The 19,952-nt window shown below is 39.1% G+C and carries 19 protein-coding genes; 16 read left to right on the forward strand and 3 right to left on the reverse strand.

Features of this window, described 5'->3' with window-relative positions; all coding sequences use genetic code 11:
- The 7 genes from HC000_RS12415 to HC000_RS12445 form a co-directional block, all read left to right on the forward strand.
- Window positions 1-590: diguanylate cyclase (locus tag HC000_RS12415; protein ID WP_257025517.1), on the forward strand; the 590-nt coding region annotated here is incomplete at its 5' end.
- Between the two features lie 124 nt (window positions 591-714).
- Window positions 715-1,668 carry a slipin family protein gene (locus tag HC000_RS12420; RefSeq protein WP_011329902.1) on the forward strand — a complete coding sequence of 318 codons (954 nt, stop codon included), beginning with the start codon at window positions 715-717 and terminating at the stop codon, window positions 1,666-1,668.
- A gap of 21 nt (window positions 1,669-1,689) precedes the next feature.
- Entirely contained in the window at window positions 1,690-2,142 is a 453-nt protein-coding gene (locus HC000_RS12425) for a hypothetical protein (protein WP_011329901.1), read from the forward strand.
- A 171-nt stretch (window positions 2,143-2,313) separates the two neighbouring features.
- The gene (locus tag HC000_RS12430) at window positions 2,314-3,147 is read left to right on the forward strand and encodes a patatin family protein (protein ID WP_179807811.1); all 834 of its coding nucleotides are present in this window, start codon (window positions 2,314-2,316) and stop codon (window positions 3,145-3,147) included.
- 198 nt (window positions 3,148-3,345) lie between these two features.
- Entirely contained in the window at window positions 3,346-4,116 is a 771-nt protein-coding gene (locus tag HC000_RS12435; protein WP_011329899.1) for an undecaprenyl-diphosphate phosphatase, read from the forward strand.
- 22 nt (window positions 4,117-4,138) lie between these two features.
- Entirely contained in the window at window positions 4,139-4,360 is a 222-nt protein-coding gene (locus HC000_RS12440; RefSeq protein ID WP_011329898.1) for a hypothetical protein, read from the forward strand.
- A 93-nt stretch (window positions 4,361-4,453) separates the two neighbouring features.
- Window positions 4,454-4,645: a DUF3185 family protein gene (locus HC000_RS12445; RefSeq protein ID WP_011329897.1), complete on the forward strand. Its 192-nt coding sequence runs from the start codon at window positions 4,454-4,456 to the stop codon at window positions 4,643-4,645.
- Window positions 4,646-4,829: 184 nt separating this feature from the next.
- On the opposite strand, the gene ahpF is transcribed toward HC000_RS12445, so the two are convergent.
- A complete protein-coding gene (gene ahpF, locus HC000_RS12450) occupies window positions 4,830-6,401 on the reverse strand; it encodes an alkyl hydroperoxide reductase subunit F (RefSeq protein WP_089369179.1) in 1,572 nt (523 codons plus the stop codon).
- A gap of 150 nt (window positions 6,402-6,551) precedes the next feature.
- Window positions 6,552-7,121 carry an alkyl hydroperoxide reductase subunit C gene (gene ahpC, locus HC000_RS12455; RefSeq protein WP_011329895.1) on the reverse strand — a complete coding sequence of 190 codons (570 nt, stop codon included), beginning with the start codon at window positions 7,119-7,121 and terminating at the stop codon, window positions 6,552-6,554.
- A gap of 256 nt (window positions 7,122-7,377) precedes the next feature.
- On the opposite strand from ahpC, the gene HC000_RS12460 reads away from it, so the two are divergent.
- The 3 genes from HC000_RS12460 (at window position 7,378) to HC000_RS12470 (ending at window position 9,217) form a co-directional block, all read left to right on the forward strand.
- Entirely contained in the window at window positions 7,378-7,797 is a 420-nt protein-coding gene (locus HC000_RS12460) for a DUF3429 domain-containing protein (protein ID WP_011329894.1), read from the forward strand.
- A 28-nt stretch (window positions 7,798-7,825) separates the two neighbouring features.
- Entirely contained in the window at window positions 7,826-8,230 is a 405-nt protein-coding gene (locus HC000_RS12465) for a hypothetical protein (protein ID WP_011329893.1), read from the forward strand.
- Window positions 8,231-8,413: 183 nt separating this feature from the next.
- A complete protein-coding gene (locus HC000_RS12470) occupies window positions 8,414-9,217 on the forward strand; it encodes a class I SAM-dependent methyltransferase (protein WP_086994567.1) in 804 nt (267 codons plus the stop codon).
- An 8-nt stretch (window positions 9,218-9,225) separates the two neighbouring features.
- On the opposite strand, the gene HC000_RS12475 is transcribed toward HC000_RS12470, so the two are convergent.
- Window positions 9,226-10,827: a GMC family oxidoreductase N-terminal domain-containing protein gene (locus tag HC000_RS12475; protein WP_179807812.1), complete on the reverse strand. Its 1,602-nt coding sequence runs from the start codon at window positions 10,825-10,827 to the stop codon at window positions 9,226-9,228.
- A gap of 103 nt (window positions 10,828-10,930) precedes the next feature.
- On the opposite strand from HC000_RS12475, the gene HC000_RS12480 reads away from it, so the two are divergent.
- From HC000_RS12480 to HC000_RS12505, 6 genes are all read left to right on the forward strand, one after another.
- Complete coding sequence (locus HC000_RS12480) at window positions 10,931-11,929, forward strand: AraC family transcriptional regulator (RefSeq protein ID WP_179807813.1); 999 nt, start codon at window positions 10,931-10,933, stop codon at window positions 11,927-11,929.
- Window positions 11,930-12,252: 323 nt separating this feature from the next.
- On the forward strand, window positions 12,253-12,576 hold the full coding sequence (locus tag HC000_RS12485) for a hypothetical protein (RefSeq protein WP_011329889.1): 324 nt from the start codon (window positions 12,253-12,255) through the stop codon (window positions 12,574-12,576).
- A 477-nt stretch (window positions 12,577-13,053) separates the two neighbouring features.
- Entirely contained in the window at window positions 13,054-14,058 is a 1,005-nt protein-coding gene (locus HC000_RS12490; protein ID WP_089369174.1) for a Gfo/Idh/MocA family oxidoreductase, read from the forward strand.
- Between the two features lie 243 nt (window positions 14,059-14,301).
- Window positions 14,302-15,162, forward strand: a complete 861-nt coding sequence (locus tag HC000_RS12495) for a DMT family transporter (RefSeq protein ID WP_089369173.1) — start codon at window positions 14,302-14,304, stop codon at window positions 15,160-15,162.
- A gap of 688 nt (window positions 15,163-15,850) precedes the next feature.
- Window positions 15,851-18,268, forward strand: a complete 2,418-nt coding sequence (locus tag HC000_RS12500; protein ID WP_179807814.1) for a TonB-dependent receptor — start codon at window positions 15,851-15,853, stop codon at window positions 18,266-18,268.
- 88 nt (window positions 18,269-18,356) lie between these two features.
- Window positions 18,357-19,943 (forward strand): sulfotransferase family protein, encoded by a 1,587-nt coding sequence (locus HC000_RS12505; RefSeq protein WP_179807815.1) that lies wholly within the window; start codon window positions 18,357-18,359, stop codon window positions 19,941-19,943.
- Window positions 19,944-19,952: the final 9 nt, after the last annotated feature.

Raw genomic sequence — 19,952 nt, forward strand, 5'->3', positions numbered from 1 at the left:
AAAGTTTTCTGGCGAATTCAATTATACCTTATCTTCATGCTGTTTGTTTTTCATACCACAAAGATCAACACGCCCTAGTTAATACCGATGGTTTAACTAATATTGCCAATCGCCGCTGTTTTGATGAAACACTTAAAAGTGAAATACAACGTTGTGCTCGTAATAAGCATTCACTTAGCTTAATTATGTGCGATATAGACTTTTTTAAACGCTATAACGACAATTATGGCCACCAAAAAGGCGATGACGCACTTAAGCTAGTTGCTAAAACACTAAATCAACTTTGCAGGCGCGAGGGCGATTTAGCTGCGCGTTATGGCGGGGAAGAATTTGCAATTATTTTGCCTTCGCTTAACGCAGCAGAGTGCCATCAATTTGCATTATTATTACAACAAAAAATAGCGCTGCTAAACAAAGTACATAGCGACTCTAGTGTTGCAAAAACACTCACACTTAGCGTGGGCTTTTATAGCACATATCCAACTAAAAACACCCGCCCCGAAACAATTATTAATAATGCTGATGCAGCCTTATATGAAGCTAAAGAAACGGGCCGTAATAAAATTTGTCAGTTTTTTGAAAGTAATTGAATATCACCTTACTAACTATTTTATAGTGAAACCACATCAGCAATGTTACTCTAGCAACGTTGAAATTATAAACAACACAAACAATTCAACTTGTTAACTCTTTATTATTAGAAGGAATATTTACATGGACCCGATTGCACAAGTGCTCAATACAATATTTACCGTTGAAGCATTTTTACTCATTTTTGTTTTAGTACTGCTAAAAAGTAGTGTCAAATTTGTACCACAAAACCGCGCTTGGTTAATAGAACGCTTTGGTAAGTATCAATCAACTAAAGAAGCAGGTCTAAACTTTATCATCCCATTTATTGATCGTATTGCTGCAGATCGCAGTTTAAAAGAACAAGCACAAGACGTGCCTTCACAGTCGGCAATCACTAAAGATAATATTTCGCTTACTGTAGATGGTGTTTTGTATTTCCGTGTGCTTGACCCATATAAAGCAACCTACGGCGTTGATGATTACATATTTGCTGTAACTCAGCTTTCGCAAACAACCATGCGTTCTGAGCTTGGTAAAATGGAATTAGATAAAACTTTTGAAGAGCGTGACGTACTGAACACTAATATTGTAACTTCTATCAACCAAGCGGCAGAGCCTTGGGGCATTCAAGTATTACGTTACGAAATAAAAGATATTGTGCCACCACAATCTGTAATGGAAGCGATGGAAGCACAGATGAAAGCAGAGCGAGTTAAACGCGCACAAATACTTGAATCTGAAGGTGACCGTCAAGCCAATATCAATGTGGCCGAAGGGCGTAAACAAGCACAGGTATTAGGTGCTGAAGGTGAAAAGGCAGAACAAATTTTACGCGCAGAAGGTGAAGCAAAAGCAATTATTGCAGTTGCCGAAGCACAAGCCGAAGCCCTGCGTAAAGTGGGTGAAGCTGCCGATACAGAGCAAGGTCAAAAAGCAATTCAGCTTGATTTAGCAACTAAAGCAATAGCTGCAAAAGAAGCCATTGCCAGAGAGTCATCAATTGTATTGCTTCCTGATAATGCCACCGATGCAAGCTCAATGGTTGCACAAGGTATGGCCATTATTAATAGCTTAAATAAAAAGCATCAAGGCTAATAACTAAATAAAGGAGTCGGTATGGAATTTATTACCCAAAATTTACCACAAACCTTAATGGTACTTGGGGTTCTTGCGCTGATCATAGAAGTAGCCGTATTGGGGCTCTCTACCTTTATATTGTTATTTTTTGGCTTATCGTTATTTATAACCGGGCTGCTCATGAGTATGGGAATATTAGCCGACTCTATGACCACTGCGCTTTGGAGTAATACTCTAATAACAGCTGCAATTTCTATATTGCTTTGGAAGCCCCTAAAGCGGATGCAAAATAATGTTGAGCGTAAACCAGTTAATAGCGACTTTGCAGAGCTGACTTTTGTACTTAACCAAGATGTGACTATTGAAGGGTTAAGTACTCATCAGTATTCTGGCATTAGCTGGCAACTTAAAAGCAAACAGCCCATTAGCGCCGGTACGCAAGTTAAAGTAACTAAAAAAGAAGTTGGTGTAATGTGGGTTCAAAGCATTTAAAAACCTACAGCAATTATATTTTTCTAAACAGTTAAAATAACAATAAACGGGCAATTAAACACTGCCCGTTTATTTTGTTGAGTATTTATAATAAATAATCGCCTACCTCCTCCCTCGCACTTTGCTAACTAAGTTGATAGCATTAAAAAATGATGTAAGGAATATATCGTTATGACAAATCAACATAAACACACTTTGGTTGTTGAAGGGGGTGCAATGCGCGGTATTTTTGCAGCCGGTGTACTTGATGAGTTTTTAAAACAAAACTATCAACCATTTGCACGTTATTTTGGCGTATCTGCAGGGGCTACAAATGTAGCCGCCTATTTATGCAAGCAACCAATGCGCAATTACAAAGTGATCACCGACTATTCATGTCGTCCTGAGTTTATTAATCTTGCGCGCTTTATAAAGGGTGGCCATTTATTTGATTTAGACTGGCTATGGCAAGAAACCATTCGTGAAATACGGCTAAACACCGAAGTGTTTGCGCAAAACCCGGCAGACTTTTATATTGTTACTACGGCTATCGAATCGGGTAAAGCCCATTACTTAAAAGCCACCAGCACCGATATGGTCGAGCAATTAAAAGCGTCTTGTGCTATTCCTATTGCGTATCGCGACTATCCAATAATTAATAATATAGCCATGACCGATGGCGGCGTAGCCGACTCTATTCCCGTTATAAAAGCGTATGAAATGGGTGCACGTGAAATAACCGTTATTTTATCTCAGCCTTTGGGTTATCGTAAAAGGCCAAGTAAAGCACCATGGTTAACTAAACAAATATATAAAAACTACCCGGCACTTATTAACACAACCCTCACCAGAGCCGATGTTTATAACCACAGTATTGATTTTATTAATAACCCACCCGCTGATTGCCGGGTAAATATTATAGCGCCACCAGTTAATTTTAAAGTGGGCCGTACCACTAAAAAGCTTGCAACCCTTAACACTGGCTACCAAATGGGTGTAGACGCCGCAAAAGCATTTTTAGCTTAATTCAAAACTAACTTTGTATTATTTAAAATTACTGCCCTTTATTTTAAATAAACATTAAAACACTTTAGATATTGTTAATAAGCTCTTATCCTATGGCGGAATTTTGATAAGTGAGTTATGTATTGTTTCTCATGAAATATTATGAGCATTAGCAACTCCCATTGTATTTTTTATTAAGTATTTAGGAACACATTGAACGTGGACATTTTTAACGCAATTATTTTAGGTATTATTGAAGGTATTACTGAGTTTTTACCTATTTCGTCAACCGGGCATATTATTGTAGCAGCGCAATGGTTGGGTATAGAAGCAACGGCTACTAATCAAGCATTCGGCGTAATTATTCAATTAGCCGCCATTTTAGCGGTACTAGCCAACTATAAAGATAAGTTCACTCCAAAACATCTTAACTTATGGATAAAAGTAGCCATCGCATTTATTCCGTTAGGCATTATTGCTTTCATTTTTAGTGACGTAATAAAAGCACTATTTAACGTACCTGTTGTGGGAGTAATGTTTATTGTTGGTGGGGTGATTTTTTTACTGCTAGAGCGCAATTATAAAGAACAAAACTGCACCACTACCGATGTTACTCAAGTGACTTATAAGCAAGCAATATGGATTGGTATAGCCCAAGTATTTGCACTTATTCCTGGTACAAGCCGTGCGGGTAGCTCTATTGTAGGTGCTATGTTGTGTGGCTTAAACCGCAAAGCCAGTGCTGAATTTTCATTTTTACTTGGTTTACCTGTACTTGCTGCAGCGTCTGGGTATGATTTGCTAAAGCATTATGACTTATTTACTTTTGACGATTTAACCGCCCTTGCTGTAGGCTTTGTTACCTCTTTTATAGTGGCCTATTTTACAATTAAATTATTTATCCGCTTTTTAGAAAACTTTACTTTTGTAAGTTTTGGTATTTACCGCATTGTATTTGGTGTTATTTTATTAACCATAGCTTACGTTTAAAACATATTTAAGAGAGAAAATAATGAACGAAAAAATAAATCAAGAAGCACTCCACGCACTTAAAATAGCATTTACCTACATGCCTAAAGCAATCGAGGTGACTAAATACGAGTACGGCGAGCGTTATCAAACCGTACTTGATCATATTGAAGCCGTGCGCGAAACACTTCTCATAAACGATGTAGATCCTGAGGAAGTAGGCGGCGATATAAATCCAGAGTACACACCAAATTCAACCTATTAAATAATCATAAATTGCGTTAGCTTATTTACTATTATTTAACTAGTATATTTACTAAGTATTTTTAACTAACACTCTAAAAAGTAAGGATCTATTATGAATAACAAAGTGATTGGTATTGTGCTTATTATTATTGGCGTTGCGTTGGCTATTTGGGGGTATGATGTTTATGAAGCAGCTGGCTCACAAGTTAGCCGCGCGCTAAGTGGCGACACGCCAATAGAAGCATGGGCCGGTATGATCGGTGGAGCTGTGTGTATAATAGTCGGCATTACCAGGGTTAAGTAACATACAGCTTATAAACGCTGCATGTTAAAAAACAAAAATAATCAGTGTTTATTTAACCCCTAAATTAAATATAAAAAAAGCCGCCTTTGGAGAAGGGCGGCTTGGGTGAACAAACAGCTATGGGTGTATTTTTGCTGTTATATCAAGAGACGTTTTTTAACTAACCTGATGCAGATTAACTAAATTAAGCTTGCTCTGTTTCATCGCTGTGGCGAATTAAGTAATCAAACGCACCTAAACTGGCTGTTGCACCACTGCCCATAGCAATTATTATTTGCTTAAATGGCGTATTGGTTGCATCCCCCGCACCATAAACGCCTGGGAGTGATGTTGCGCCTTTGGCATCAATTAAAATCTCACCAAATTTGCTCAGTTCAAGCTCGCTGTCTTTTAGCCATTCTGTATTTGGTATTAAACCAATTTGTACAAATATGCCCGCAAGAGTGAGTTGCTTACTGTCGCCACTTACGCGGTCGGTGTAAGTTAAACCGGTTACTTTTTTGCCATCGCCGAGTACTTCGGTTGTTTGTGCACTTTTAATAATAGTAATATTAGCCATACTGCTAGCTTTGCGAATAAGTACTTCGTCGGCACGTAATGTATCGGCAAATTCAAGTACCGTTACATGCTCTACAATATTGGCTAAATCAATCGCGGCTTCTATACCTGAATTACCGCCACCAATTACCGCAACTGGTTTGCCTTTAAATAAGGGCCCATCGCAATGTGGGCAATATGCCACACCGTGGCCACGATATTGTTGCTCGCCAGTCACGTTCATTTCGCGCCAGCGTGCACCTGTTGCCAGTACCAGCGACTTAGCACTCAGTACCGCGCCGTTTTCTAGAGTAATTTCGTAACCATTATTATTGCGACTAAGCCTAGCTGCGCGTTGATTATGCATTACATCTACATCGTATTCTTTTACGTGCTCTTCTAGTTGCGCTACCAGTTTTGGCCCTTCGGTGGCTTTAATCGAAATAAAGTTTTCGATTGCTAAAGTATCGGCTACTTGTCCGCCAAACCTATCTGCAACAATACCGGTGTTTAACCCTTTTCGTGCTGAGTAAATAGCAGCCGATGCACCCGCAGGCCCACCACCAATAACTAACACGTCAAACTTTTCTTTTTTACTTAACGACTCAGCTTGGCGCATTGCACCTTTGCTATCTACTTTATTGAGTATGTCGGTTAGGCTTAGTGCACCTTGGCTAAATGGTTCGCCATTTAAATAAACAGCCGGTACAGCTAAAATGTTGCGCTCTTCTACTTCGCCTTGAAATAACGCGCCATCTATCATGGTGGCTTTAATTTTATTATTCGTTGCTGCCATTGTATTTAAAGCCTGCACTACTTGTGGGCAGGTTTGACAACTTAAGCTTATATACACTTCAAAATTAAGCGCTTGGTCGAGCGACTTTATTTGTTCAATGTCCTCGGCTTTTGCTTTACTGGCATGTCCGCCAGTGTGCAATAGCGCTAACACTAAACTAGTGAATTCGTGGCCCATAGGTACACCCGCAAACGTAATATGGGTGTTTTTAATAGGTGAATGTACAACCATTGACGGACGACGCGCGCTTGTGTCTGGGTTGTTTATTACCGTAAATTTATCGCTTAGTGAGGCTAAATCATTTGCTAAGCTTGCTACTTCTGTTGATTTTTTGCTGTCGTCCAAGGCGATAAGCAGCTCAACAGGTTGAGTAAGCGATTCAAAATGGCTTTTTAATTGATTTTTTATGTTGTTATCTAACATGGCTTAACCCTTTTAGAAAATTTAAACAGCAAGCCTCCCATGCCAAATAATGCATGTGCTTAAACAAGTATATTGATATAGGAGGCACCAACAAACGGATGTTCGTTGATTTAAGGGCAGTTACCTGCCCTTACTTGGTAAATCGAGTACTTAGATTTTACCAACTAGGTCTAGTGAAGGTGCAAGTGTGTCTTCACCTGGCTGCCAAGATGCAGGGCAAACTTCACCGTCGTGCGTTGCAATGTATTGTGCAGCTTGTACTTTACGAACAAGTTCTTTAGCGCTACGGCCAATACCTAAATCGTGAGTTTCGATAATTTTAATTTCGCCTTCTGGGTTCATTACAAATGTTCCGCGAAGTGCTAAGCCTTCTTCTTCGATCATTACGCCAAAGCTACGTGTAATACGCCCTGTTGGGTCGCCAATCATAGGGTAAGTAATTTTACCTATTGTGTCTGACGTGTCGTGCCATGCTTTGTGAGTAAAATGAGTATCGGTAGATACTGAATAAACTTCTACGCCCATTTCTTGTAATTGTGCGTAATAATCTGCCATGTCGCCAAGTTCAGTTGGACATACAAAAGTGAAATCAGCTGGGTAAAAGAAGAAAATAGACCATTTACCAAGTACGTCTTTTTCAGATAATTCTACAAAGTCGCCGTTGTGGTAAGCGGTTGCATTGAATGGTTGTAATTTTGTGTTGATTAATGAAGTGCTCATGGTATTTCCTCATTTATGTTTAATGTATTTAAAAAGTAATCAACGCTATCGTTTTAAACGACCTTCTGCGTTGGCTTGATTAATACTATAAGACTAATGAAGATTTAAATAAAATTGATTGTTTAGATTGATTCAATCAGTTTTTAAGATGATGGTTTGGCAAATTACTTTTATACGCAATTTTTTAAGGTAGCTATTAGTAATACTGTTACAATAGCCGCGCTAAATACTCACCATATAAACGAGGCGCGCTGTTATGGAAAAATTTATTAACCACATACAACTAGGCTACTTGGGCTTGCTCCCATTTTTAGGCTGTGTTGGTTGGCCACTAATGTTTGGCAGTAACAGTGTAAACTTAGAGTTTTTTACTTTTTACAGCATTGCTATTTTAGCCTTTATGGCGGGTAACTTATGGCGCGCTGGTGAGCAAAGTTACAGTAATGCTATAAAAGCAGTTATTGTAGTTATACCTGTACCGTTTTTATCATTTTTACCAGTTGAATGGGCGCTTGCGTGGTTAGCGGTAAGCTTTTGGTTGGTGCTTATTTTTGAAAAAGCCTCACCGCAATGGCAAAGTTACCATAAAGATTATCAAAAAATGCGTTTTGTACTTACCTCTGTCGTGTTTGTATGCCATATATTTACTATTGGTATGAGCATTTACCCTAACTAATTTAAACTATTGCGCTTAAGGGCACACCATGATTGACCAATTGCGCCAGCAACTTAATACGCTTGGCGAAAACTACGTAGAAAAAAAAGCGGTATTTAAAATTAAAGTTATTCCATTTTTTTGTGCCATTAGTATAAAAAAAGATCATAAAAGTGAAGGCCGTCTGAGCTTTTATTCTAATCAACTCATTGAAATACTTATGGTGGTATTATTTGTTTTGTTTGGCTTATCTATTTACGACATAGATGCTGGCTTTACCCATGGCCCTATTCATATTATGTTCGCAATTTTAATTACCTTTAACCTTATACTTAAGCAAGTGGCTATTGAAGGGTTAAAAACACGTTTAGCCATGCTGCGTTTATATGAGCAACAAGCGCTAAATAATAACGCCGACGTTATCATTGCAAATAGCGATAAAAATACTAAATAACCTGATCTCAAGCAGCTATTTTCAGCGCTAACTGCGTTGAATTTACTTGCAATAGGCCAGCTATTGACGCGTAAATTCGCCTTGTTTTCACTGAAAACCTCTGGCTAGAGAAAATAAAATTAAATATAAATATGATTCAATACGTTAGTAAATCTCTTAACCAGAGTCCAGGTTAAATAACTTATGTACCTAAATCCCAAATGGAAAATACTCACTGTGGGCGATGGCGATTTATCGTTTTCTAACGCGCTGCATCAGCACCTAAAGCCGAGCTTATTGGTTGCCTCTACGTTTGATGACACAGCCACTATTGAGTATAAATACCAAGACAATGCACTAAGCACATTAAAAGCCAATAAGGTAACCGTACTTAATAGCTTTGATGTTACAAAACCCCAGTGCTGGCAAAACCTAAACGTTAACTTACATAGCTTTGATGTGGTTATTTTTCAATTTCCGCTTGTTCCTGCCTTTGTGGGCCGCGAAGCGTTTGAAAACAATACTCAACAAACCAGTATGAACGTATTTAATCGTGCTTTACTGCACCAATTTATAAAATACGCTAACGAGTATGCACTTAACCCCAATGGCCCAATGCTGTGCTATATCACTTCAAAAGACGTAAAGCCTTATCGGGAGTGGAATATAGAAGGCAGTTTAAATGCACATTTAAACGCTGAGTATTTAGGGCAAATGCCGTTTGATATTAGCCGCTTTGCTGGTTATAAAATTCGCAATGTTGACCGTGATAAACACGTAAAAGACACCAGCGGTATTACCTATGTATTTAGCCCAAAACAGCATAGCGAGTTAAGCTGCCATCTTACTTTGCCGCATTATTTAACCCCAAATCACTGCCCACTTTGTCGTGTTGGCCCTTATATGGCAACCGAGGACGAAAACAAACACTTAAATGCCAAAAAGCATCAGCAAATGCTGCGCCTAGAACACGACTGGCAACAATGGCTTAATGCCTTTTATGCTTAACGCTTAATTTAAGGATTAGCCTGCTTAATTAAATCGGCCGTTTTTTCAGCAATAGCAATAACCGCAGCATTGGTGTTACCGGTTATTATGCTGGGCATAATTGAGGCGTCTACTACACGTAGCCCTTGTATAGCGTAAACTCGCAGCTCATTGTCAACTACTGCAAGTGGATCATTACCCATTTTACAGGTGCCTACCGGATGGTATTCGGTATCGGCCGTTTGACGAATAAATTCAATCAATTGCTCATCGTTATTTATATCAAGCGGGTAAACCATGTCACCACGGATGGCATCAAATGCACTGCTTTGCATTATTTGTAGTGTTTTTTTAAGGCCCTGTAACATCACTTTTATATCGTCGGGATGGCTTAAATAATTAGGATCGATTAGCGGCGCGCTGCGCGGATCACTATCGGCTAACTTAACAGTACCGCGGCTTTTAGGGCGCATAATACTACTATGAATACTGTAACCATGGCCAGTGTGTAATTTTCGGCTGTGATCATCTACTAAACCCAGCACAAACTCTAGCTGTACGTCTGGCGCAGGGGAGTCATCAAATAACTTAATAAATGCATGCGACTCTGCAAAGTTAGTAGTTAAGCACCCTTGGCGCTTACTAAACCAATCTATACAGCCTTTTAACACCCTAGCAGCCCCTGGGATACTCAAACCAAACGTGCCTTTACTGTTTTTTGCTCTATACAAAGGCACCACTGTAAGGTGGTCGTGTAAGTTAGCCCCCACCCCTTCTAATGGTACTATCACCTTAATATTATGTGCGTGTAAATGGTTGCTGGGGCCAACTCCTGAAAGCATTAATAGTTGCGGCGAATTAATTGCCCCGGCACTGAGGATCACTTCGTTATTGGCGTATAAATTAACCACCTGTTTATTACGTTCAATTTGTACACCTTGCGCCATATTATTGTTTATTATTACTTTATTTACATGGCTATTGGTTAATACGGTTAAGTTTGCACGTTTTAAATGAGGAGTTAAGTACGCTTTAGCTGCGCTGCAACGCTCTCCATTATGTTGCGTAACCTGTGAAAGCCTAGCACCTTGCTGCTCGGTTGCATTTATATCGTTATTTAAACTCACCCCTTGCTCAACGCAGGCATTTAAAAAACATTGATTTACTGGGCTTGGCTCATTCAATTCTTGTACGTGAAGTGGCCCTTGTGTGCCATGTAACTCACTATTGGTAAATGTTTTATTGTTTTCGGCTTTTATAAAGTAGGGTAATAAACTGTCATAATCCCAGCCACTATTGCCATTGGCCGCCCACTGATCGTAATCGTATTTATTGCCTCTAATATACACCATGGCATTAATAGAGCTTGAGCCACCCAATACCTTACCTCGTGGCATAAAACCACAGCGATTATTCAGCTCTTTTTGTGCTACTGTATTGTAATGCCAGCTATTAATACCATAAGGCACACTTGCAGCAACCCCTGCAGGCATTTGTACAAAAGCAGTATTATCGCTAGAGCCTGCTTCAATTAAGCATACACTCACATTGGCATTTTCTGATAGCCGCGAGGCAATAACACACCCTGCACTGCCCGCGCCTACTACTATGTAGTCAAATGTTGTATTCATAGCATGCCTTTTATAATTTTTACACATTAACCATAACCACAATATTGCATAGATAAAAACATAAAAACTTGATATTTTTAGACACCAACAACAAAGGTTAACTATGAGCAGTTTAATAAGAGCCACGTCTTTACAAGGTATTGATACGCTAATTTTAGAATTTGGCGCAAATGTAGCTACCGTTATGCAGGAGTGTAATATTAACGTTGATTTTACTCAGCTCGAAAACCAATATGTAAGCTATCGCTGCTATGCAGCATTATTAGAATACTGCGCACAACAATTTAATTGCCCCAGCTTTGGCTTAAAGCTCGCCAACCGACAAAGTTTTGATATTTTGGGTTATATTTCTATTGCCGCTAAAAGCGGGACCTATTTAAGTGATGCACTAGATTGGGTGGTTAAATATTTACATTTGCACAGCCCTGCTCTTAGGCTTACGGCTCATCCATTAGAGAACGATAAAAACTTGTTTTTATCGTTCGAAATTAATCTCAACCCGCTGCCTAACATAAACCAAGTTACCGAACTAACAATTGGCTTAGCCATGGGAGCGATTAAAAAGCTTAGTAATAACCAATGCAAACCTATCACAGTTTTTTTACCACAAAAGCTCACCACCAATAAGTATGCTTATAGCAGCTATTTTGACTGTAAAGTAATAGAGCACCGCAACAGCGCAGGTATTGTGATTGCAAAACAAGACTTAAGCATAGCACTTGAACAAGGGGAGCTGACTAACGTAGAGGCTGCACGAAACTTTTTAGCTAAAAATAGTCAATACAACAGCCCATTACCCATTCAAGTAAGCGCGTTAATGCGCCCTATGCTGCCTATTTATCAATGCTCTAATCACACGATTGCTGCGGCGCTTAATATGCATCCACGTACTTTACATCGCAAACTAGCTAAGCATAATACCAGCTTTGTAAAGCTCAAAGATGCTACGCGCCGTACACTTGCGCAGCACTACCTAACACAAGGGCAACTTACTATATCAACCATATCAGAATTATTGGGTTATCAAGAGCAAGCCACATTAAGCACCAGTGTTAAACGCTGGTTTGGCTGTTCTCCTCGCGTAATGCGCAGTAAAAAATGATCTGCTAATTCATTTTAGTTTCCCTTTATTTTCTCTATCCCTAATCTAATTTATTAGCACTAATTACAGATGATTTTATTTGTTTAAAAGCACTCTGAATTAACTTCTTCTAAGTTTATTTTTTATCTATAAAAACAATTAGTTATTGATATTTATTATATTGCATTTATAATACAGATATTGTTATGCTATAGATGGCTAAAGCAGTAACTTATCAATACTCCTATCATATGCTGTCCATACATCAATACAGCCTCTAATATCAACATTCATCCTAATGTCGATTTAGTAGTATATTATCCATAATGTCATAAAGGACGACTATGAAACTTTATAAGTTCCCCTTAGCTGCAGGGCTTTTGTTTTCAGCACTTGCAAATGCTGGAGATCTACCATCTCCAATTAAAAATGTAGATGTTTATCATACTGACTCTAACTATCTCTCAATTCAAAATCTATCTATTGATACTGTTAAAATTGATATTTATGGTGAAATATTTACAGTGCTTCCAGCTTCTGGTGTTTCGTTTGAGTGTAACTCTTATTACAGCTTGGAATTATTATTTAAAAATAATGTTCATGATTTTTTTGAAGTTCCTTGTCAAAGCCGTGTCGTAATTAACGAACGTTACCAAAACAAATACTAACGGAGTATCAAAGTGAAAAAGTATATATTATTAGCACTTACATTAACTCTTGTTGGTTGTGGCTCAAATTCAGATGGGTCAAGTAAGTCAACTTACTCTTCTTGTAAGATAACTCAATCCAACGCAATACTTGCCTCAAATAGAGATAATGACTTAAAGCAATGCTGGAACGCCTCTGGTAACGGTTATGAAAGCCAAGGTGATGCACTACAATGGTGCGAAAAGACAGTGAATAACTACCTTTCTAATAAGTATCTAGTTACTCATAGTGTTACTTACGCTGTTGAATCAACATACTGTCCTAAATAGTTTGATTAGTTAAAAGGTTTTACCTACCTACTTTAATATGATGGTTTAACCTTTTTATTACTTTTTCCCTCTGTGGTTTTATACTTACTTTCTCTCCTCGCGATATGCACACTAAAAAATGATAAGCTTTACTTTTCCTCTACTTTTTATTGTTTTTTAGGAATATCCATGAATTTTGTTATTGTCGGTACTAATTTTATTAGCGATACCTTATTAAAAGCAGCCAACACCTTAATCGATTTTAATTTATATGGTGTGTGCTCGCGCGCAACAACGAGCGGCGAAGCCTTTTTAGCTAAACACCCAAAAAATACTCAAGCAAAAATTTTTACTTCAATAGAGCAAGTTTGTCAAGACGAGCACGTAGATGCCGTTTATATTGCCGCACCAAATAGCTTACATCAGTTATATGCAGTGCAATGCTTAGCAGCAGGTAAACATGTACTGGGAGAAAAACCAGCAGCGGCCAATAGTGCCGAACTAGCCGCTATTATAGCAACCGCTAAAAAGCATCAATGCTTATACATGGAAGCCATGATGACCACGCATTTACCCAACTTTGCACTGTTGCAACAGGCCATGCTAAAAATTGGTACGCCGCGTAAGTTTATTGGACAATATAGTCAATATTCGTCGCGCTACGATAAATATAAAAATGGCGAGCGCCCAAATACCTTTTTACCTCAATTTGCTAATGGTGCTTTGGTTGATTTAGGCATTTATCCACTGTATTTATTAATAGCACTGTGGGGCGCACCAAATAGTGTACACGCAAGTGGTGTACTCCTTGATACAGGTGTAGATGGCGCAGGCGATGTACTCTTAAATTATCACGATAAACAAGCGGTGATCAGCTACTCAAAAATATCGCAAGGCGATAATATTACCGAAATACAAGGCGAACTTGGCCGCATTCGGATTGAAGCAGTGTCGCAACTCAAAAAAGTAGAGTTTATTGCTAACAACGGTGAACGTGAACTACTTTCGCAGCCTTTTGACGAGCATTTTATGAAATATGAAGTTGATCATTTTATGCAAATGGTGACACAAAAAGCGCCGCAATCGGATATTAATACACACCAGCTTAGTGTTGAAGTAATGCATGTACTTGATACTGCTCGCGCGCAATTAGGTGTTGTATACCCAAACGATAAAGCGTTTGAGACAAATTAAACCTTTGCTATAGTGCCTATTAGCCGCTTTATAATATGAGTGTTAGTTTAATAGCTAACGCTCATACGTTTTTAACTACTTTTAGCTTGTGAAGCAACGAGCTTAACAGTCGCAACAACATATGTTTTCTTTAACAATAACAAAGCGTAAGTTGCTTAATATGTTGTTTATCGAATAAGTTTACCTCGAGTATCAAAAACAGGTAGAATGCGCCAAATTTAATAGTGATATACAAGGAAAATAATGCATTCATCTACGAAAGAACTCTTACTCGCTGTTTTTTGTATATTGCTCGCTATGGTAACTATCCAATCTGGTGCGTCGCTTGCCAAGCAACTCTTCCCTATTGTAGGCCCTGAAGGGACTACTGCACTGCGTTTAGGTTTTTCTGCCACTATTTTATGCCTGATTTTTAAACCGTGGAAACACTTACCTGCCGCAGGCCAACGATTTCCTATTTTAATTTACGGCCTGAGCCTCGGCGGTATGAACATTTTGTTTTATTACGCCATAGAGCGTATTCCACTGGGTATTGGCGTTGCACTTGAATTTACCGGCCCATTAGCAGTTGCATTATTTTCATCGCGCCGTAAGCGTGATCTATTTTGGGTAGGCTGTGCTATTGCGGGTATTTTATTACTACTGCCTGATATGAAAGGCCAAGAAAGCCTAGATCCGGTTGGCGTTATATTGGCGCTTGCCGCTGGTGCATGTTGGGCAGGTTATATTCTTTTTGGTAAAAAAACCGGTAATCAAGGCTCTGGTGGTGCAACTGTGGCTATGGGTATGACTATTTCGGCCATTGTACTTGTGCCCTATGGCGGAATTTTGCAAGCCTCTTCATTCAGTTGGGATATTATTCCGTTAGGTATTGCTATTGCAGTACTCTCAAGCGCCCTGCCGTATACCCTAGAAATGATCACTTTGCGTAATATGTCGTCGCAAGGCTTTAGTATTATGATGAGTTTAGAGCCCGCAATTGCAGCATTAGCCGGATTACTCATATTAGGCGAACTATTGTCTATTTGGCAGTGGCTGGCAATATTACTGGTAATTATTGCCTCTGTTGGCAGTTCAACTTCAAAACCACAAAGCAGCAGTTAAACTATCCTCATTAAGCGATTAGGGCGTATTAACCTTAGGGATTAAAATTTGTTCAATTTAGAGGCAGCTTAATCCCGGCGCGAAGTTTGTTATCTAATGGGCTCAATAACTGCCCCGGCTTTATTTTACTGGCTTACATCCATGCAGGAAAAGTTACTTCCCCCTAGATAGAAGCCTTCGGGCAGCACATATTTGGCATTTATGCATCGTTATCGCCTGCTTCTGGGGAATAACCACATTACATAGGCTCTGCCTAGCCTAAAAAACAAACGCACTGCTGTAAATTCAATCTCAAAAGATAAATACGCCCTACCCCCTAGTGACTTTAATTTTTTAATGAAAACGGCCATATTTTTTGTCTCATTTCTGCTTGTTACTTTAACCCTCAGCCTGCATTTAAATGCATAACGGTTTTGCTCATCCGTGTAATCTCACTCGCTACTCACATCTTGTTATAAAATTTTACTACTGTTTAGCTTTTAACAACTAAGCAGCAAGAGCTTACTGAATGCTTTTTAAGCAAGTAATTGTTGCTAGTGGTTATTTATTAATCTAAATAAACTTGGGTATAATATTTATTCTATAAAAGTGAATTATAATTCACATTTTTATTCCCAGATGTATTCCACCCTGATAAACTAAAACCCTTACTTACTCATTATAACTAATTGCACTAGGATCACTTTTTATGTTTAAACCAAGCCTGTTAACCTTGGCTATTTCAAGCACACTTTCAAGTGTGGTTTTATTCTCTAATACCGCTTCAGCTCAAGAACAAGTGGTTACAAAAAACAAATCACTTGAAGTTATAGAGGTTACGGCAACACGACGCAGCGGCTCTGTACAAGCAGCACCACTTAATATAACCGCGCTTGACGCTGATGTAATGAAAGATCAAAACATTAGTGAACTTGCCGATGTAGCACGCTGGGTTCCTGGTTTAACAATTACTGACCAAGGTGGCCGCGAAGGCTCACCTATTATTGTACGTGGTTTAAATACTAACTCATCGGGTCCAGCGTCAGATGGCGGCACTGTAGCAACATATATTAATGAAATTCCGGTAAGCGTTGATATGCGCCTCGTTGATATTGAGCGCGTAGAAGTACTCATTGGGCCACAAGGTACATTATATGGCGCAGGTACATTAGGCGGCGCCATTCGTTACATGCTAAAAGCGCCAGAGCTTGATTATACCTCAGGCGAAATTTACGGTGATGTTTTTCAAACCCAAGAAAGTGACTCAGTAGGCGGTGAAGGCGGCTTTATTTTCAACTTACCAATTATTGAAGATACGCTTGCCATACGTACTAGCTTAAACCTATATAAAGATCCGGGTTTTGTAGATTACAATTATGTTGTTCGTGAGCCGGGAGTATCGCTTAGCGATCCTGATTGGAGCAATACTGATGCCGTTAACAACAACCTTAAACAAGTAAAAGATGCCAATGGCGAAACAACCACTACTGGGCGTATATCAGTTCGTTATAAAGCGAGTGAGTCTTTTGAAGGTACGCTTAACTATTTTTATCAAAAACAAGACAGCGAAGGTCGTTCAATTGTTCATAGCAACAGCTTAAATGCAAACAATGGCTTAAGCGATATAATTGGTAAGTACGAATCAGCGTATCGTTACGAAGAGCCACGCGTGAAAGAAGATCAATTACTTAGCCTAGAACTCAAAGCAGACTTAGGCTTTGCAGAGTTAGTATCGGCTACCGGTATATCAAGCTTTGAAGCTGAAGGTCAACGCGACCAAACAGATTTACTGATCCGTCTTGATTATGGCTACGAAGAATTTCCAGCATTTTCAACATTTACCCGCGAAATTGATGAAGTAGATACTTTTACCCAAGAGCTGCGTTTAGTATCACAAAGTGATAGCGATTTTAGTTGGATAGTAGGTGGTTTTTATAATAAAAAAGACACAGATGCATCAAGCAGAGAATTTACACCAGGTTTTGATCAGTTTGCGGTTGATAACTTTGGCGCAACTCAACTTAGACCTGATGCACTAGAGTACCTAGAAATAACGAGCAGCAAAGTAACAGAGTCGGCTCTTTTTGGTGAAGTGGGTTATCAAGTAACCGACAAACTAGATATAACGCTTGGTGTGCGCTTTTACGAATACGATGTAAAGTCTAAAGCCGCTTTTGACTTTCCGTTAGCAAATACATTATATGATGGTGCTGGCCCTAACGATATCGCTATTAACTTTGAAGAGAATGCAGCAAGTGATAACGGTAATCTGTTAAAGTTTAACGCAAAGTATCAATTTAATGACACCGTAATGGGCTATGTAACGGTAAGTGAAGGCTTTAGAATTGGTGGTTCAAATGGCTTGGTTCCGTGCCCTGATCCACTTCCTGATGATCAACAAACAGGCTGTGGTAAACCAGATGAAATGCTATTTGATGCCGATATAACAACCAATTACGAGCTTGGCTTTAAAAGTACATGGTTTAGAAGTCAGTTACACTTTAACGCTGCACTCTTTAACGTAGATTGGGACAATGCGCAAATTACTGGGGCAACCGCAGTGGGGCAACTGCCTTACCTTTCAAACGCTGGCAGTGCTAACGCAAAAGGCATTGAAATTGCTACTCGCGCTATTTTATCAGACTCATTTAGCGCCTATGCAACATACGCTTACACTAAAGCGGAGCTAACATCAGATGCACCATTTTTATTTAACGCCGACGGGAGTGATGGCGCTGCAGATGGCGATCGTTTACCTGGTTCACCAGAGCATCAGTTTTCATTAGGTATTAATTACCAAACTGACGTGTTTAACGACAAAACATTAGATATAAACTACGGCTTAACTGCGCAAAGTGACGTTATTTCCAAAGTTGGTTTACGTGATAACGGTGAAGTACTACCAGGTTACAGCTTAAGTAATATTTCAGCTAAGTTAACAGCAGATGCGTGGTCAACTACATTGTATGTTGATAATATGTTTAATAAATATGCTGTTACATCGGTACGTCGCTCAGATGCCGATATTACAAGTGCTAATGGCGCAGAAATACAACGTAACTATGGCCATTACATTAACCGCCCTCTTACGGTAGGCATTAAATTTAACTACAAGTTTGAAATATAATTTAAATTACATTTAAACTGTACTTAATCTATGTCATAAAGGCTCAAATTTATTTGAGCCTTTTTATTTATACGAGCTAACTATAACTATGCCCCCTAGCCTAAAACAGTTACATCAAAGTGCCATAAATTACTTAAACCAAGGTGATGTGCAACAAGCGCATAAAGCTTTAGTTGAACTTGTTACCCAAAAACCAGACTTTGCAGACGGCTATTTTTTATTAGCTATGGTAAACCTGCAAGTGGGGCAAATTTACAAAGCCATTCAGCTGATTGAAAAAGCGCAAGGTTTGAAAGAAAGCATTGAATACACAGCGCAACTGGCAAAATGTTACGCGCTAACAGGGCAACTACAAAAAGCCAAAGCAACCGCATTAAGTGTTGCACTTAGCAAAATAACTAAAGCGCTGGATGCAGACACTTTAGGCGTTGCACTCACACAAGCGGGTTTACACGAACAAGCAATAAATTACTTTGAATGCGCGTTAACGCTTTCAAATAACAAACAAACTCCGCAAGCACAGTTTTTTTATAATTTTGGTGTTTGCGCTAAGTTTTTAGGCCTTTTTGAGCAAGCTCAAGATGCGTTTGAAAATGCTATTACGCTCAAACCATTACACCACCAAAGCCACTTTGCATTGAGCGATTTAACTAAAGCAAGCACGCAAACTAACCATATTAAGCGCTTAAAAACGGTTGCAGAACAGGTTACTCACCCCGATGCAAAACTACATATTGGCCATGCACTAGCAAAAGAATATCAAGATATTGGCGCATTTTCGGATGCTTTTATAGCACTGCAACAAGGTAAAGCCGATAAACTTAAAAACAGCCCATTTGATAACGAGGGATCAGCGGCTTTATTTGCACATATTAAAAAGTTAAGCCTTGAGCATAACAAGCTAAACGCCTCAGGAAACCCAAGCAAGGAGCCTATATTTGTTTTAGGTATGCCGCGCTCTGGCACCACCTTAGTAGAGCGTATTTTATCAAGCCACAGCGACGTGCAATCTGCAGGCGAACTACAAGACTTTGGCTTGTGTGTTAAAAAAATAAGCCAAACTACCTCGCCGCACGTGCTTGATAACCAAACCCTGAGTAGCGCTTATCAAATGAACTTTGAGCAACTTGGTACTCATTACTTAAATGCTACCCGCGTAGTTACAGGCAATAGTAAACACTTTATTGATAAACTCCCCTTTAACTTTTTTTATATTGATTTAATAACTAAAGCATTACCTAATGCAAAAATAATTTGCCTGTTGCGCGACCCAATGGACACCTGTATTGGTAACTATCGCCAACTATTTAGTATTAATAACCCTTATTACGCTTATTCGTTAGATTTACTTGATACTGCTAAATTTTATAGCCGTTTTTATAAACTAATGCAGCATTTTCAAAGTTTGCATAAAAATACAATAAAATTAGTTCAGTACGAGGAGTTAGTAGCGCAGCCCGAAGTGCAAATTAAAGATTTAGTTAAGTTTTGTGATTTAGCGTGGCAACCGCAGTGTATTGATTTTCATTTAAATACAGCGCCGGTTTCTACCGCCAGTAAAGTGCAGGTTCGCCAACCGCTCAACAACAAAGCCATTGGCCGCTGGCGTGCATTTAAACCACATACAAATGAAATACAGCAGTACTTTAAAGCGCAGGGAATAGGAGTGAAATAACAGCTAAAT

It is taken from the genome of Pseudoalteromonas sp. MIP2626 (assembly GCF_013414205.1).
In the GTDB taxonomy this organism is placed as follows: Bacteria; Pseudomonadota; Gammaproteobacteria; order Enterobacterales; family Alteromonadaceae; genus Pseudoalteromonas; species Pseudoalteromonas nigrifaciens.

Bases quoted from the DNA above. Each gene is read 5' to 3' on its own strand.
- ahpC (WP_011329895.1), bottom strand. From the start codon at position 7,121: ATGAGCACTTCATTAATCAACACAAAATTACAACCATTCAATGCAACC.
- HC000_RS12475 (WP_179807812.1), bottom strand. From the start codon at position 10,827: ATGAATACAACATTTGACTACATAGTAGTAGGCGCGGGCAGTGCAGGG.
- HC000_RS12480 (WP_179807813.1), top strand. From the start codon at position 10,931: ATGAGCAGTTTAATAAGAGCCACGTCTTTACAAGGTATTGATACGCTA.
- HC000_RS12430 (WP_179807811.1), top strand. From the start codon at position 2,314: ATGACAAATCAACATAAACACACTTTGGTTGTTGAAGGGGGTGCAATG.
- HC000_RS12440 (WP_011329898.1), top strand. From the start codon at position 4,139: ATGAACGAAAAAATAAATCAAGAAGCACTCCACGCACTTAAAATAGCA.
- HC000_RS12465 (WP_011329893.1), top strand. From the start codon at position 7,826: ATGATTGACCAATTGCGCCAGCAACTTAATACGCTTGGCGAAAACTAC.
- HC000_RS12500 (WP_179807814.1), top strand. From the start codon at position 15,851: ATGTTTAAACCAAGCCTGTTAACCTTGGCTATTTCAAGCACACTTTCA.
- HC000_RS12460 (WP_011329894.1), top strand. From the start codon at position 7,378: ATGGAAAAATTTATTAACCACATACAACTAGGCTACTTGGGCTTGCTC.
- HC000_RS12485 (WP_011329889.1), top strand. From the start codon at position 12,253: ATGAAACTTTATAAGTTCCCCTTAGCTGCAGGGCTTTTGTTTTCAGCA.
- HC000_RS12445 (WP_011329897.1), top strand. From the start codon at position 4,454: ATGAATAACAAAGTGATTGGTATTGTGCTTATTATTATTGGCGTTGCG.
- HC000_RS12495 (WP_089369173.1), top strand. From the start codon at position 14,302: ATGCATTCATCTACGAAAGAACTCTTACTCGCTGTTTTTTGTATATTG.
- HC000_RS12420 (WP_011329902.1), top strand. From the start codon at position 715: ATGGACCCGATTGCACAAGTGCTCAATACAATATTTACCGTTGAAGCA.
- HC000_RS12490 (WP_089369174.1), top strand. From the start codon at position 13,054: ATGAATTTTGTTATTGTCGGTACTAATTTTATTAGCGATACCTTATTA.
- HC000_RS12425 (WP_011329901.1), top strand. From the start codon at position 1,690: ATGGAATTTATTACCCAAAATTTACCACAAACCTTAATGGTACTTGGG.
- ahpF (WP_089369179.1), bottom strand. From the start codon at position 6,401: ATGTTAGATAACAACATAAAAAATCAATTAAAAAGCCATTTTGAATCG.
- HC000_RS12505 (WP_179807815.1), top strand. From the start codon at position 18,357: ATGCCCCCTAGCCTAAAACAGTTACATCAAAGTGCCATAAATTACTTA.
- HC000_RS12470 (WP_086994567.1), top strand. From the start codon at position 8,414: ATGTACCTAAATCCCAAATGGAAAATACTCACTGTGGGCGATGGCGAT.